Source organism: Streptomyces sp. NPDC027672 (assembly GCF_055566335.1).
In genome coordinates, this window is sequence record NZ_JBVHSO010000008.1 from 301,179 (window position 1) to 314,096 (window position 12,918).

General features: G+C 75.2%; 15 protein-coding genes. 7 read left to right on the forward strand and 8 right to left on the reverse strand.

Annotated features, from left to right (window positions below; all coding sequences use genetic code 11):
- Positions 1–35 precede the first annotated feature (35 nt).
- The 3 genes from ACZ4SV_RS21330 to ACZ4SV_RS21340 are packed head-to-tail and all read right to left on the reverse strand — an operon-like array spanning position 36 to position 2,812.
- Entirely contained in the window at positions 36–1,175 is a 1,140-nt protein-coding gene (locus tag ACZ4SV_RS21330) for a CapA family protein (protein ID WP_468005993.1), read from the reverse strand.
- A gap of 9 nt (positions 1,176–1,184) precedes the next feature.
- Positions 1,185–2,489, reverse strand: coding sequence for a phosphoribosyltransferase family protein (locus tag ACZ4SV_RS21335; protein WP_468005994.1), 1,305 nt, complete (start codon positions 2,487–2,489; stop codon positions 1,185–1,187).
- A gap of 11 nt (positions 2,490–2,500) precedes the next feature.
- Positions 2,501–2,812, reverse strand: a complete 312-nt coding sequence (locus ACZ4SV_RS21340; protein ID WP_365878641.1) for a dsRBD fold-containing protein — start codon at positions 2,810–2,812, stop codon at positions 2,501–2,503.
- Positions 2,813–2,956: 144 nt separating this feature from the next.
- Between ACZ4SV_RS21340 and ACZ4SV_RS21345 the strand changes: the two genes are divergently transcribed.
- A complete protein-coding gene (locus tag ACZ4SV_RS21345) occupies positions 2,957–3,334 on the forward strand; it encodes a YchJ family protein (RefSeq protein ID WP_468005995.1) in 378 nt (125 codons plus the stop codon).
- 6 nt (positions 3,335–3,340) lie between these two features.
- Here ACZ4SV_RS21345 and ACZ4SV_RS21350 read toward each other — a convergent pair whose 3' ends face one another.
- The gene (locus ACZ4SV_RS21350) at positions 3,341–4,042 is read right to left on the reverse strand and encodes a FadR/GntR family transcriptional regulator (RefSeq protein ID WP_365878637.1); all 702 of its coding nucleotides are present in this window, start codon (positions 4,040–4,042) and stop codon (positions 3,341–3,343) included.
- Between the two features lie 140 nt (positions 4,043–4,182).
- Here ACZ4SV_RS21350 and ACZ4SV_RS21355 point away from each other — a divergent pair, with 140 nt between their 5' ends.
- Together ACZ4SV_RS21355 and ACZ4SV_RS21360 are read left to right on the forward strand one after the other, a co-directional pair.
- On the forward strand, positions 4,183–4,710 hold the full coding sequence (locus tag ACZ4SV_RS21355) for a gluconokinase (RefSeq protein ID WP_365878635.1): 528 nt from the start codon (positions 4,183–4,185) through the stop codon (positions 4,708–4,710).
- A 93-nt stretch (positions 4,711–4,803) separates the two neighbouring features.
- On the forward strand, positions 4,804–6,201 hold the full coding sequence (locus ACZ4SV_RS21360; RefSeq protein WP_468005996.1) for a GntP family permease: 1,398 nt from the start codon (positions 4,804–4,806) through the stop codon (positions 6,199–6,201).
- Positions 6,202–6,334: 133 nt separating this feature from the next.
- On the opposite strand, the gene ACZ4SV_RS21365 is transcribed toward ACZ4SV_RS21360, so the two are convergent.
- The 3 genes from ACZ4SV_RS21365 to ACZ4SV_RS21375 all read right to left on the reverse strand — a co-directional run bounded on the left by ACZ4SV_RS21365 (position 6,335) and on the right by ACZ4SV_RS21375 (position 9,041).
- Complete coding sequence (locus ACZ4SV_RS21365; protein ID WP_468005997.1) at positions 6,335–6,961, reverse strand: cytochrome b/b6 domain-containing protein; 627 nt, start codon at positions 6,959–6,961, stop codon at positions 6,335–6,337.
- The gene (locus tag ACZ4SV_RS21370; protein WP_468005998.1) at positions 6,945–7,685 is read right to left on the reverse strand and encodes a molybdopterin-dependent oxidoreductase; all 741 of its coding nucleotides are present in this window, start codon (positions 7,683–7,685) and stop codon (positions 6,945–6,947) included. The genes ACZ4SV_RS21365 and ACZ4SV_RS21370 overlap by 17 nt, the downstream gene beginning before the upstream one ends.
- 321 nt (positions 7,686–8,006) lie before the next feature.
- On the reverse strand, positions 8,007–9,041 hold the full coding sequence (locus tag ACZ4SV_RS21375) for a hypothetical protein (RefSeq protein WP_468005999.1): 1,035 nt from the start codon (positions 9,039–9,041) through the stop codon (positions 8,007–8,009).
- Positions 9,042–9,419: 378 nt separating this feature from the next.
- Between ACZ4SV_RS21375 and ACZ4SV_RS21380 the strand changes: the two genes are divergently transcribed.
- The 4 genes from ACZ4SV_RS21380 to ACZ4SV_RS21395 are packed head-to-tail and all read left to right on the forward strand — an operon-like array spanning position 9,420 to position 11,594.
- Positions 9,420–10,316 (forward strand): DMT family transporter, encoded by an 897-nt coding sequence (locus ACZ4SV_RS21380; protein ID WP_468006000.1) that lies wholly within the window; start codon positions 9,420–9,422, stop codon positions 10,314–10,316.
- 28 nt (positions 10,317–10,344) lie between these two features.
- Positions 10,345–10,860: an NUDIX hydrolase gene (locus ACZ4SV_RS21385; protein ID WP_468006001.1), complete on the forward strand. Its 516-nt coding sequence runs from the start codon at positions 10,345–10,347 to the stop codon at positions 10,858–10,860.
- A gap of 21 nt (positions 10,861–10,881) precedes the next feature.
- Entirely contained in the window at positions 10,882–11,274 is a 393-nt protein-coding gene (locus tag ACZ4SV_RS21390) for a YidH family protein (protein ID WP_397937073.1), read from the forward strand.
- Positions 11,262–11,594 (forward strand): DUF202 domain-containing protein, encoded by a 333-nt coding sequence (locus ACZ4SV_RS21395; protein WP_468006002.1) that lies wholly within the window; start codon positions 11,262–11,264, stop codon positions 11,592–11,594. The genes ACZ4SV_RS21390 and ACZ4SV_RS21395 overlap by 13 nt, the downstream gene beginning before the upstream one ends.
- On the opposite strand, the gene ACZ4SV_RS21400 is transcribed toward ACZ4SV_RS21395, so the two are convergent.
- Complete coding sequence (locus ACZ4SV_RS21400; protein WP_468006003.1) at positions 11,591–12,529, reverse strand: NADP-dependent oxidoreductase; 939 nt, start codon at positions 12,527–12,529, stop codon at positions 11,591–11,593. The two genes, ACZ4SV_RS21395 and ACZ4SV_RS21400, sit on opposite strands and share 4 nt — an antisense overlap.
- Between the last annotated feature and the right edge of the window lie 389 nt (positions 12,530–12,918).

Here is a 12,918-nt window from a genome sequence, read left to right on the forward strand (position 1 = left end):
GATGCCGGCCGGTTTCCGGGTGGGCGGGTGCGGGGTCAGTTCCCGGGGCGGGCCGTGAGTCGGTTCCCGGGGCGGGCTGTGAGGGTGTGGTCCGGGGTGGGGTCGACTCGGGTGCCGAGGGCGCGGGCGTGGGTGTCCAGGGTGGTGCGCAGCCAGGCGGTGTCGGCGGGCGTGGCGTGTTCCAGGCGCATGCGGCGGGAGCGCAGCGGGACCATCCGCACGGCGGTCAGCCGGCCGGTGCCGGGGTCGAGCGAGGCCAGGTACAGCAGGCGCAGGTCGTCGCGGTAGCGCTCGTAGCCGCCGATGCCCTCGTAGTCGTCGACGAGGTCGCCGCAGCCGTACAGGACGAGCCGGTCGCGGTAGATCTCCGGCGGGCGCGGGTGGTGCGAGGAGTGGCCGTGGACGACGTCGGTGCCCGCGTCGACGAGCGCGTGGGCGAAGCGGATCTCGTCGCGCGGGACGGCGTAGCCCCAGTTGGGGCCCCAGTGGACGGAGGCGACGACGAGGTCGCCGGGCCGTCCGGTGCGCCGCAGCCGGGCGGCGAAGTCGGCCGCGGCGGCCGGGGTCGGCGCGGCGGCGAAGGCGACGCCGGGCCGGTCGGCGGTGGCGGCCCAGCCGCGCGGGATGCCGCTGGAGGGCATGCCGAAGGAGAAGACCAGGACGCGTCCGCCGGTGCGCAGCGGGACGGCCGCGGGCCGCCACGCGGCGTCCGCGTCCCGGCCCGCCCCGGCGGTGCGCAGCCCGGCCGCGGCGAGGCGGTCCAGCGTCTCGGCGAGGCCGGCCGGACCGAAGTCGAGCACGTGGTTGTTGGCGAGGGCGCAGACGTCGGGGCGGGCGGCGGCGAGGCAGGGCAGGTTGGCCGGGTGCATGCGGTAGTGCACGCCCTTGCCCGGTGCGAAGGCGCCGCTCGTGGTGACGGCGGTCTCCAGGTTGACGATCCGGGCGTCCGGCGCGGCCCGTTCCAGCACGGCCAGCGCCTCGCCCCAGGGCCAGGCGGGGTCCGCGGGCCGGGGCACCGGGCCGTTCGCGGCCTCCGCGAGGGCGACGTAGTCCCGGGCGTCGTGGACGTACTCCTCCCGCAGGGCCGGGTCGCCCGGGTGCGGGAGGATCTGGTCGACGCCCCGGCCGAGCATGACGTCCCCGCCGAGGAACAGGGTGACGGGCCCGCCGGGCATGATCGCGGCCTACACGTGCGCCGGCGCCATGTGGCCGGTGAACCAGGCGCACGCCAGAGCGGTCACCTGCTCCAGGGCGCCGGGCTCCGCGAAGAGGTGGGTGGCGTGCGGGACGACCTCCAGCCGGTTCTCGCAGCGCAGCCGTGCCCGGGCGTCCCGGTTGAGGTCGAGCACCTGCGGGTCGGCGCCGCCGACGACGAGCAGGGTGGGTGCCGTCACCTGGGGCAGCCGGGGCCCGGCGAGGTCGGGGCGGCCGCCGCGGGAGACGACGGCGGCGGGCCGGGCGGCGGGCTCGGCGGCGGCCCACAGGGCGGCGGCCGCGCCGGTGCTGGCGCCGAAGTAGCCGAGGGCGAGTCCTTCGGTGCCGGGTTCGGCGCGCAGCCAGCGGGTGGCGTCCAGCAGCCGGCCGGCCAGCAGCCCGATGTCGAACACGTTGTCCCGGTCGGCCTCTTCCGCGTCCGTGAGCAGGTCGAACAGCAGGGTGCCGAGTCCGGCCCGGTGCAGTCCCTGGGCCACGAACCGGTTGCGCGGGCTGTGCCGGCTGCTGCCGCTGCCGTGGGCGAAGAGCACGACACCGCCCGCGCCGTCCGGCAGGGTGAGCCGTCCGCCCAGCCGTACGCTGCCGGCCGGCACCGTCACCTCCCGGTCGGTGCCGGCGGCGCCCGGGCGGCGCGGGTGGCGGCCCGCGGCCTGCCGCAGGCAGGCGGTGACCTCCTCGTCCTCGGTCTGGGTGAAGTCGTCGTAGAACTGGCCGACGGCGGTGAAGTCCCCGGGCGTGTGCAGGCAGACCAGTTCGTCGGCGTCGTCGCCGAACCGCCGGGCGACGTCGCGCGGGGCGACCGGGACGGCCAGTACGACGCGGGCCGCGCCCCGGGCCCGGGCGATGCGGCAGGCGGCCCGCGCGGTGGAGCCGGTGGCCACGCCGTCGTCCACCACGACGGCGGTCCGGCCGGCGACGGGGACCGGAGGGCTCGCACCGCGGTAGCGGGCGCCGCGCTCGGCGAGGACCCGGCGTTCGCGTTCCTCGACCGCGGCGAGGCCGGCCGCCGAGACGCCGGTGGCGCGCAGCACCTCCTGGTTGATCACGCGTACGCCGTCCTCGCCGATCGCTCCCATGCCCAGCTCGGGCTGGTAGGGCACGCCCAGTTTCCGTACCAGGCAGACGTCCAGGGGCGCGTCGAGTGCCTCGGCGACCGCCGCGGCGACCGGCACTCCGCCGCGCGGCAGCCCGAGCACCACCACGTCCCGGTCCTTGAGGAACTCCAGGCGGGCGCCCAGCCGCCGGCCCGCTTCCGCGCGGTCGCCGAAGTGCACGGCGGGCTCCTTCACTCGCGGGGCAGCCAGAGCGGCGCCGGGCCGTCCGTGCCGGCCGCTCCGGTCGCCTTCATGTCGCCGTCGGCGGCGCGCAGCAGCCGGCGCCCCATGGCGATGAGCGCGCGCCCGGCGGCGAGTTCGTCGCCGATCTCCGGCATCGCCGGGTCGTAGGGGTTGCGGCGGGCCTCCGCGTGGCTCTCCAGGACGTTGTCCCCGGTGTCCAGGATGATCCGGGCCGTGGTGTCCGGATCGTGCTCGGACAGGTACAGGTTCAGCCGCCACTCCTTGACGGCGGGAGGCCGGCTGCTCGCGGGTCCGGTCATCCTCGCCCTCTCCTCCCTGTGCCGGTGGTGCGGTCCAGCCCTTCCACTGTGCACCCGGCCGTCGGCGGGCGCCTCCGCTGCCCCGGGGGCACTGTGCACCCGGCCCGCGGCGGGCGCCTTGGCTGCCCCGGGCAGAATGGGGTCATGACCTCGCGTGCCTGCCCCTGCGGACTCCCCGAGCCCTACGACGCCTGCTGCGGCCGTTTCCACACGGGCGCGGCGGCCGCGCCCACCGCGGAGCTGCTGATGCGGTCCCGGTACAGCGCGTTCGCCAAGGGGGACGCGGGGTATCTGCTGCGCACCTGGCACCCGCGGACCCGGCCGGAGCGGCTGGACCTCGACCCGCGGACGCGGTGGACGGGGCTGGAGATCCTCGCCACCACGGACGGGTCGGCGTTCCACGGCACGGGGACGGTGACGTTCCGCGCGTCCTACCGGGGCGGTGCGCTGCACGAGCGGAGCCGGTTCGAGCGGGTGGCCGGGGCGTGGGTGTACGTGGACGGCGACTTCCTGGACGGCTAGCCCGGCTCAGGGCGCGAGGATGTCGAGTTCCTGGAGCGCGCCCACGGTGATCTGCCGGGTCAGTTCCTCGGCGCGGACGGCGTCGCGCGCGCGGACGGCCTCGGCCACCCGGACGTGCAGGGTGACGGCGGCCGGGTCGGGGTCCTCGAACATGACCTCGTGCTGGGTGCGGCCGGTCAGCACCTCGGCGACGACGTCCCCGAGGCGGGCGAACATCTCGTTGCCGGAGGCGTTGAGGACGGCCCGGTGGAAGGCGACGTCGTGGACGAGGTACCGGTCCAGCCGGTGGCCGCGGGAGTTGGCCACCATGCCGAGCGCGCACTCGGTGAGTTCGGCGCACTGCTCGGCCGTGGCGTGCTGCGCGGCCAGGCCCGCCGCGACGGGTTCGACCGCGGAGCGCAGCACGGTGAGCGAGCGGAGCTGGTGCGGGCGGTCGGCGCCGGCCAGCCGCCAGCGGATGACCTGCGGGTCGTAGACGTTCCACTCGGCTCTGGGGCGGACGGTGACGCCCACCCGGCGGCGGGACTCGACCAGGTGCATGGACTCGAGCACGCGGACCGCCTCGCGCATCACGGAGCGGGAGACCTCGAAGTGCTGGGCCAGTTCGTCGGTGCGCAGCACACTGCCCGGCGGGTACTCGCCCGCCGTGATCGCGGGACCGAGGGTGTCCAGTACATGGCCGTGCAGCCCTCGGCCCCGTGTGCTCATGCACTCAGCGTACGACCTGGATCACAGAGATAAAAAGTCAGACTTATACATCACACTCTCTTGAATTCGTCCTACCTAATGGGTTTCAGTGTGGCGACGCCGCAGTGGCGTCGGATGTCGAGGAAGACAGCGAGGCAGTCATGCGAACCCCCCAGGTCGTCGTCGTAATGGGCGTCGCGGGGACGGGCAAGACCACGATCGGTCCCCTGCTCGCCGCGCGGCTTGGCGTCCCGTACGCCGAGGGCGACGACTTCCACCCGCAGGCCAACATCGACAAGATGTCGGCCGGGATCCCGCTCGAGGACGCCGACCGGTGGCCGTGGCTGGACGCCATCGGGCACTGGGCGCACGGCCGGGCCGGGCTGGGCGGGGTGGTCAGCAGCTCGGCGCTGAAGCGGTCGTACCGCGACCGGCTCCGCGGCGTGGCGCCCGGGATCGTGTTCCTGCACCTCACGGGCGACCGGCAGTTGATCGAGGAGCGGATGACGCAGCGGCAGGGGCACTTCATGCCGACCGCGCTGCTGGACTCCCAGTTCGCCACGCTCCAGCCGCTGGAGCCGGACGAGGCCGGAGTCGGCGTGGACGTCGGCGGCAGCCCGCAGGAGATCACCGAGCGCGCCGTACAGGCCCTCGCGGCGCTTCCCCGCACCACGGGCAGCTCCCGCTAGCTCCCGGCACCACGGGCGGGCCCCCGGCTCCCCGACCACGGGCAGCCGACGCCGGCTCCCCGACAGAATCCCCCGTAACCGCAAGGAACCCCCGTGACCAGACTCAGCGTCGAGATGCTGGCAGCGGACGCCCCTCCGCCGATCACCTCCGCCGGACACACCCAGCTGGGCATCGCCGTCCTGGTGGGCATCGCCGTCATCGTCCTGCTCATCACCAAGTTCAAGCTCCATGCCTTCCTGGCGCTGACCATCGGGTCGCTGGCGCTCGGGGCGGTCGCCGGGGCGCCGCTCGACAAGGCCATCACCAGCTTCACCACCGGGCTCGGCAGCACGGTGGCGGGCGTCGGCGTCCTGATCGCGCTCGGGGCGGTCCTGGGCAAGCTGCTCGCCGACTCCGGCGGTGCCGACCAGATCGTCGACACGATCCTCGCCAAGGCCGGCGGGCGGGCCATGCCGTGGGCGATGGTGCTGATCGCCTCCGTGATCGGCCTGCCGCTGTTCTTCGAGGTCGGCATCGTGCTGCTGATCCCGGTCGTGCTGATGGTCGCCAAGCGCGGCAACTACTCCCTGATGCGCATCGGCATCCCGGCGCTGGCCGGTCTGTCCGTGATGCACGGCCTGATCCCGCCGCACCCCGGCCCGCTGGTCGCCATCGACGCGGTCAAGGCCAACCTGGGCGTGACCCTGGCGCTGGGCATCCTGGTCGCCATCCCGACGGTGATCATCGCCGGCCCGCTGTTCTCCAAGGTCGCGGCCCGCTGGGTGGACGTGCCGGCGCCCGACCGGATGCTGCCGCAGCGCGCCTCCGAGCAGCTCGAACGCCGTCCGGGCTTCGGCGCGACGCTCGCCACCATGCTGCTGCCGGTGGTGCTGATGCTGGCCAAGGCGCTGGTGGACATCGTCGTCGACGATCCCGCGGACCGGACCCAGCGCGTCTTCGACGTCGCCGGCTCCCCGCTGATCGCCCTGCTCGCCGCCGTGATCGTCGGTTTCTTCACGCTGGGCCGGGCCGCCGGGTTCACCCGGGACCGGCTCCAGCAGACCGTCGAGAAGGGCCTGATGCCCATCGCCGGCATCCTGCTGATCGTCGGCGCGGGCGGCGGCTTCAAGCAGACGCTGATCGACTCCGGTGTGGGCCAGATGATCCTGGACGTCTCCAAGGACTGGTCGATCCCGGCGCTGCTGCTGGCCTGGCTGATCGCGGTGGCGATCCGGCTGGCGACCGGCTCGGCGACGGTGGCCACGGTCTCGGCGGCCGGCCTGGTCGCCCCGCTGGCGGCCGACATGTCGACCACGCACACGGCCCTGCTGGTCCTGGCCATCGGCGCGGGCTCGCTCTTCTTCAGCCATGTCAACGACGCCGGTTTCTGGCTGGTGAAGGAGTACTTCGGGCTGAGCGTCGGGCAGACCGTCAAGACCTGGTCGCTGATGGAGACGATCATCTCGGTGGTGGCGGGCGGCCTGGTCCTGCTGCTGTCCCTCCTCATCTAGCGGCGCTACGGAGTCCTCCGGGGGCACTCATGTCCTCCGGCGGCGCTGCGACGGCCGCCCCGCCCGCTCCCCGCACGGGCCCCTTCGTCCTGGTCACCCGGGTCGTCGAGGCCCCGGGGGGCGGGCGGGTCCGTCAGGGGCGCCACAGCGGGTGTTCCCGGCGGGCCCACTCCTCGCTCACCGTGCCCGTCCGCAGCCCCCTGCGCGCCTCCGGGTCCCCGAGCGCCATGCCGATGTGGCCCGCCAGGACCACACCGGCCGTCAGCGCGAGCCAGTCGTGCACGAAGGTGGCCGAGGTGCGCCAGCGCAGCGGGGTGAGGTGGGTGAACCACATCATCAGGCCCGTGCCGAGCATGACCAGGGTGGCGCCGGCGATCCAGGCGGCGTACACCTTCTGGCCGGCGTTGAACTTGCCGGCGGGCCGGGAGCCGGGGCGGCGGTCGCGGCGCAGGGCGGCGCGCAGCCAGACCCGGTCGTGCGGGCCGAAGCGGTCGAGCAGGCGCAGGTCGCCGCGGACGGCGCGGGAGGCCAGGCCCAGCAGGAGCGGCACCGGCAGCAGGAGTCCCGCCCACTCGTGGACCCGGACCACCAGCTCGCGCCGGCCCGCCAGGACCGCGAGCTGCGGGACGTACAGGACGGCGGCGCTCACCACGCACACGCCCATCAGCGCGGCCGTGCCGCGGTGCACCAGGCGTCCGGCGCGGGTGAAGCGCCGGACGCGGGCGCCGGGCGCGGGTGGGCCGTCAGCCGGTGGGCGCATCGCCGCGTCCGTTCGAGCGGCCGACCCAGGCGTCGACGTCGTAGCCGAGCTCCTCCCAGTAGCCCGGCCGCACCCGGTCGGTGACCGTGATGCCGGAGAGCCACTTCGCCGACTTGTAGAAGTACATCGGGGCGACGTAGAGGCGGGCCGGGCCGCCGTGGTCGTGGCCGATGTCCTCGTCCCGCATGCGCAGCGCGACCAGGACGTCCGGGCGGCGGGCCTGGTCCAGGGTGAGGCTCTCGGAGTAGGTGCCGTCGAAGCAGGTGAAGCGGACGGCCTTGGCCGAGGGGCTTACGCCCGCCGCGTCCAGCAGGCGGGACAGGCGTACGCCTTCGAAGGACGTGCCCGGCACCCGCCAGCCGGTGACGCACTGGACGTCCCTGACCAGCCGGGTCTGGGGCAGGGCGCGCAGCTCGGCGAGGGTGTAGCGGCGCGGGTGGCGGACCAGGCCGTCGACGGCGAGGCGGTAGTCGGCGGCGGTCCGGTGCGGGACGGAGGCGGCGACGGAGTAGTAGCGGAAGCCGCCGCCGTTGGGCAGCAGACCGGTCAGGCCGGTGGGGTCCTGGCCGGCGACGCCGCCGAGGAAGCCTTCCAGGCCGCGCTGGAGCGCGGGCGCCGCGACCACGCCGAGGGCGCCCAGGCCGAGGGTGCCGAGGAAGACCCGGCGGCCTAGGGGCCGGCCGTCCCGTTCGGGGTCCGGTTCCCGGGATCGTTCAGGGTTCACACAGCCATTCGAGCACTCGGGACCGCGCGGGGCCAGGTGCTCGGGGCAGGCGTCAGACTTCCGTCACCAGTTGCGGGCGAGTGTCAGCTCCGGCCGCGTGTCAGTTCCGGCCACACGTTTACGACCGGCCGTTCCTCAGCCCCGGCCACGCGTTAGGACCGGCCGAGTGTCAGTTCCGGCCGCGCGTTACGACCGCCGCGCGTCAGCCCCGGCCACGCGTCCGTTCCGGCCGTGCGTCACCCCCGGCCGAGCGTCACGTCCGGCCACGCCTCACGTCCGGCCCAGCGTCAGCCCCGGCCACGCCTCACGTCCGGCCCAGCGTCACGTCCGGTCAGGCGCCGCTCCCGGCCGCGCGTCGCTCCCCGCCGTGTCCCGGGGGCCGGACGGTCCGAGCGCGCGGGCGCGTGCCGCGCGGAAGGCGGCGCGGGGGTCGCGGTGGGCGTAGGACCAGGGCGCCGGGGTGGCGTGGTCGCCGATGCGCTGGAAGAGGGCCGCGGCCTCGGCCGGGCGGCCGGCGCAGGACAGGGCGAACGCCAGGTGGTTGAGGTCGACGAGGCGGCGCGGGTGTTCGTCGTGCTCCCACTCCAGCCACCAGTCGAAGGAGGCGCGCAGCAGGCGCCGGGCCCGGGGGCCGGACCAGTGCCGGGAGGCGGCCGGGTCGGCGGGGGCCAGGCCGGCCGCGGCCAGGACCCGGTACCGCTCGGCGTACGCGACCACCGGCAGGACGGCCAGCGGCGAGTCGGCGGGCGCCCGGGCGGCGGCCAGCTCGGCGACGTCGTACGCCTCGTGGCACTCGGCCCGGCCGCCCCCGGGCCGTTCGGCGAGGCACGCGATCAGCACGTGGTGGCCCTGGTGGTGCTCGGGATGGCGGCGGCGCAGCTCGGCGAAGGTGTCGAACAGCACGCTCCGCGGGCCGAAGGCACGGGCCAGCAGGAGCAGGCCGAGCCAGGGCGTGGGGTCGGCCGGGGCCAGCGCCGCGGCCGTGGCGCAGGCGGCGCGGGCCGGACCGGCCTCCTCCTTGCCGCGCAGCGCCCGGTGGACCAGGGCCAGCGCGAAGAGCGTGGCGGCGTCCGCGGAGCCGGGCTCGGCGGCCAGCCAGTCGCTCGCCCAGGCCGCGGCGTACGGGTCCCGGGCGAGCACGGTCAGCCGGTGGCCGCGGCGGTCCCAGTCGTCGCCGGTGCGCGCCAGCAGGGCACGGGCGGCCTGGCGGCGGCCCTGGGCCAGGGCGGCGCGGGCGGCGCGCAGCGGGATGTCGCCGAGGGTGGCGTCGAAGGCACCGGAGTCGTCGTGGGCGGTCTCGCCGGACGGGTCCGTTGCGGCCCGGCGAACGCCGAGCAGAGGCGGGGAAGGGGGCACCGCGGAGCTTCCTGTTTCTCGGGCTGCCATCGACCGATCACGCACAGCAAACCCCCAGCCAAGGATCACGTCAAGCGGGACATCGCAGGTACTGCCTTCAACTACCGCGCCACCAGCGGGCCATGCGCCTTCCGGCGCAGGTGGGCCGGATGACGTTCGGGTGACATCCGGGGAATTTCCTGTGGCGTATGCCATGCCGTACCGGGCCGGACGCCCCGGCTTTCTGTGGCGTACGCCATGGCGCCCCGCCCGCCGGTCGCGGACCATGGCGAGTCAACCGCCCGGTTCCGGGTACTTCCGGGGAAATTGCCGTCCCTGTGGCGCTACAGTCGGCCCCCTGCACGTGGGTGGTCCGGCCGGATGATCGAGGTACACAGCGTGTCCGTTCTGGTTCTCCTTCTCGGCGTGAGCGCGGCCTGCTGTCTCGGCCTCGGCTTCGTCCTCCAGCAGAACGCGGCGCAGAAGGCGCCGCTCGGCGACTTCCTCTCCTTCCGGCTGCTGCTCGACCTGATGCGGATGCCACGCTGGCTCGGCGGCCTCGGGCTGATGGTGGCCGGGATGGTGCTGGGCGCGGTCGCCCTCGGCAAGGGCGAGATCTCGCTGGTGGAACCCCTGCTCGCGACCAACCTGCTGTTCGCCCTCGCCCTCTCCCGGTACCAGACCGGACAGCCGCTGGGCCGGCAGGGCTGGGCCGGTCTGCTGGCGCTCGCGGGCGGGGTCAGCGCGTTCATCATGGCGGGCGAGCCGCGCGGCGGCACGGCCGTCGCCGACCCGCTGCGGCACTGGCTGATCATCGGCCTGGTGGTGGGCGCGGCCCTGGTCCTCACGGCGTGCGCCAAACGCTCCCGGCTGAGCTGGGGCCCGGTGCTGCTGGCCCTGGCGGCCGGGCTGCTGTACGGCGTGCAGGACGCGCTGACCCGGGTCAGCGGCACCCTGTTCGCCGCCGGCGGCTTCTCCGGACTGCTCACCGGCTGGCAGCCGTACGGCGTGGTGGCCTGCGGCGTCACCGGTCTGGTGCTGGTGCAGAGCGCGTTCGAGACGGCCCCGCTGCGCATGTCGCTGCCCGCGCTCACCGCGGCCGAACCGCTCGCCGGGATCCTGTGCGGGGTGGGCTTCCTCGGCGACCGGCTGCGCACCGGCGCCGGGGAGCTGGCCTGGGAGGCGGCCGGGCTCGCTGCCGTGGTGGGCGGCATCGTGCTGCTCGGGCTGCATCCGGCGATGCCGTGCGGCCCGCAGGAGGTGGGGCGGCCGGTCCGCAACCTCCAGCGCCGGTAGCCGCGCGCGCCCTGCTTGGATACCGGTCATGAACCCTGCTGACGAGATCATCGACATCGTCGACGAGCACGACCGGGTCGTCGACCGGTGCCCGCGCGGCGAGGCGTACGCGCGCGGACTGCGCCACCGCTGTGTGTTCGTCCAGGCCCGGGACGCGGCCGGCCGGCTGTTCGTCCACCGGCGCACGGCGACCAAGCTGGTCTTCCCCTCCCGGTACGACATGTTCGTCGGCGGGGTCGTCGGCGCGGGCGAGTCCTACGACGAGGCGGCGCTGCGGGAGGCCGAGGAGGAACTGGGCGTCACCGGGCTGCCCCGGCCGGACCACCTGTTCACGTTCCTGTACGACGACGGCGCCGGGCACAGCTGGTGGTCGGCGGTGTACGAGGTGCGCTGCGACCTGCCCGTGCGCCCGCAGCCGGAGGAGGTCGAGTGGCACGCCTTCCTGCCCGAGGAGGAGGTCGCGGGGCGGCTCGGCGCGTGGCAGTGGGTGCCGGACGGGCTGGCGGCGTACGAGCGGCTGCGGGCGTTCCGGGCGGGCCGGTGACCGCCGGGTAGGGTCGGCCCGGTGAGCGCATTCGTACGGAACCTCCGGTTGTGGTTCGCGCCGGAACGGGTGCGGCAGGAGGGCCGCACGCCCGACTACCGGTTCTCCCTGGCGAACGAACGCACCTTCCTCGCCTGGCTGCGCACCGCGCTGGCGCTGATCGGCGGCGGCTTCGCGGTGGACCAGTTCCTGCCCGACCTGCGCTGGGCGTGGCGGGCCGGGCTCGCGCTCGCGCTGCTCGCCGCCGGTGTGCTGTGCTCCCTGCGCGCGGTGAACCACTGGGTGCGCTGCGAGCGGGCGATGCGGCGCGGCGAGGACCTGCCCGCGTCCCGGTTCCCGGCGGTGCTGAGTCTGGTGGTGGCGGTGGTGGCGGTCGCGATGATCGTGGTGGTGCTGGTCGGGTGGGAGGGGTGACGCCCGGGTCGGCGCGCCGGGACCCGGGGCTCCAGCCGGAGCGCACCCGGCTGGCCTGGCGGCGTACGACGCTGTCGGCCGCCGTGGCCGCCGTGCTGGCGGTGCGGACGGCGCTGCGCGGCGGGCCGACGGCCGCCGGGGTGCTGGCGTGCGCGGTGACGTGCGCGCTGTGGCTGGGCTTCCTGCGGGTGGCCCACCACCGCGTCCGCGCCCTGGCCGCGTCGCCCCGGCCGCCCGCGCTCGCGCCCCGCCAGGCGACGGCCGCGGTGCTGTACGCGGTGGCGCTGGCGGTGTGCGCGGCGGTGCTGGTGACCGGCTAGGAGGTCTCCTCGCCGACGGTGATCACGATCTTGCCGCGGGTGTGGCCCTCCTGGTTCAGCCGGTGCGCGTCCGCGGTGCGCTCCAGCGGGAACGTCCGCTGGACGTGGACGGAGACGACGCCCCGCTCCGCCAGGTCCGCCAGGTGCGCGAGGTCCTCGGCGTCCGGGCGGACGAAGGCGTACCGGCCGCCGTGCTCCAGCACCTCCGGGTCGGCGATCGACGCCAGCCGGCCCCGGGGGGCGAGGAGACCGGCGGAGACCTTCAGCGTGTCGCCGCCGACGGTGTCGAAGACCGCGTCCACGCCCTCGGGGGCGAGCCCGCGCACCCGTCCGGTCAGACCGTCGCCGTAGGCCACCGGCTCGCCGCCCAGGGCCCGGATGTAGTCGTGGTGGGACTCGCCGGCCGTGCCGATGACCCGGGCGCCGAGGTGGGTGGCGAGCTGGACGGCGAGCGAGCCGACCCCGCCGGCCGCCGCGTGCACCAGGACGGTCTCGCCCCGCTGGACCTCCAGGGCCTTGACCAGCACCTGGTAGGCGGTGAGTCCGGCCAGCGGGAGTCCGGCGGCCTCCTCGAAGGACAGGTTGCGCGGCTTGCGGGCCAGCGTGCGCACGGGCGCGGCGACGTACTCGGCGCAGGTGCCCCGGGAGAGGAAGTCCTCGCGGACGTAGCCGATGACCTCGTCGCCGGCGGAGAACTCGGTGACCGCGGCGCCGGGCCGGACGACCACCCCGCTGACGTCCCAGCCGGGGACCACCGGGAAGACGGCGTCCAGGACGGGGTCGAGGTAGCCCTCGCGGCACTTCCAGTCGACCGGGTTGACGGCCGTCGCGCGCACCTGGACCAGCACCTGGTCCGGGCCCACCTTGGGGTCGCGCAGTTCGCCGTACTCCAGCACCTCGGGTCCGCCGTAGCAGCGGTAGCTGATGCCCTTCACGTCCTCGACCTCCGGGGTACTCGTACGCCGCGCGACCGGGCCGCCCCGGCGTGCGGGGCCGGCCCGACGGCCTGTCTTCCGTCACCACCCGGTACCCGTGGAGACGCACCCCATGGCCACCGCGGACCCCCGACCGGATGCACGGGGTCCCGCGACGCGACCCGGTGAACTACTTTCGCGACGCGCCGGGGTTTCGGGTGGGGTGTTGCGGACCGGGTGTTCCTGGTGGGGTGTTGCGGGCCGGGCGTTTCCGGTGGGGCGTGACGGGCCGGGCGTTTCGGGTGGGGCGGGCGGCCGGGTGCCGGGTGGGGTGTTTCGGGTCGGGGCGGCGGGTCCGGGTGGCGCGCGGACGGCGGAGGGGGCGGCGGGGCGTGCCGGGACGGCGGATC

Coding starts and splice junctions, on each gene's coding strand:
- ACZ4SV_RS21330 (WP_468005993.1), bottom strand. CDS start 1,175: ATGCCCGGCGGGCCCGTCACCCTGTTCCTCGGCGGGGACGTCATGCTC.
- ACZ4SV_RS21340 (WP_365878641.1), bottom strand. CDS start 2,812: ATGACCGGACCCGCGAGCAGCCGGCCTCCCGCCGTCAAGGAGTGGCGG.
- ACZ4SV_RS21345 (WP_468005995.1), top strand. CDS start 2,957: ATGACCTCGCGTGCCTGCCCCTGCGGACTCCCCGAGCCCTACGACGCC.
- ACZ4SV_RS21350 (WP_365878637.1), bottom strand. CDS start 4,042: ATGAGCACACGGGGCCGAGGGCTGCACGGCCATGTACTGGACACCCTC.
- ACZ4SV_RS21355 (WP_365878635.1), top strand. CDS start 4,183: ATGCGAACCCCCCAGGTCGTCGTCGTAATGGGCGTCGCGGGGACGGGC.
- ACZ4SV_RS21365 (WP_468005997.1), bottom strand. CDS start 6,961: ATGCGCCCACCGGCTGACGGCCCACCCGCGCCCGGCGCCCGCGTCCGG.
- ACZ4SV_RS21385 (WP_468006001.1), top strand. CDS start 10,345: ATGAACCCTGCTGACGAGATCATCGACATCGTCGACGAGCACGACCGG.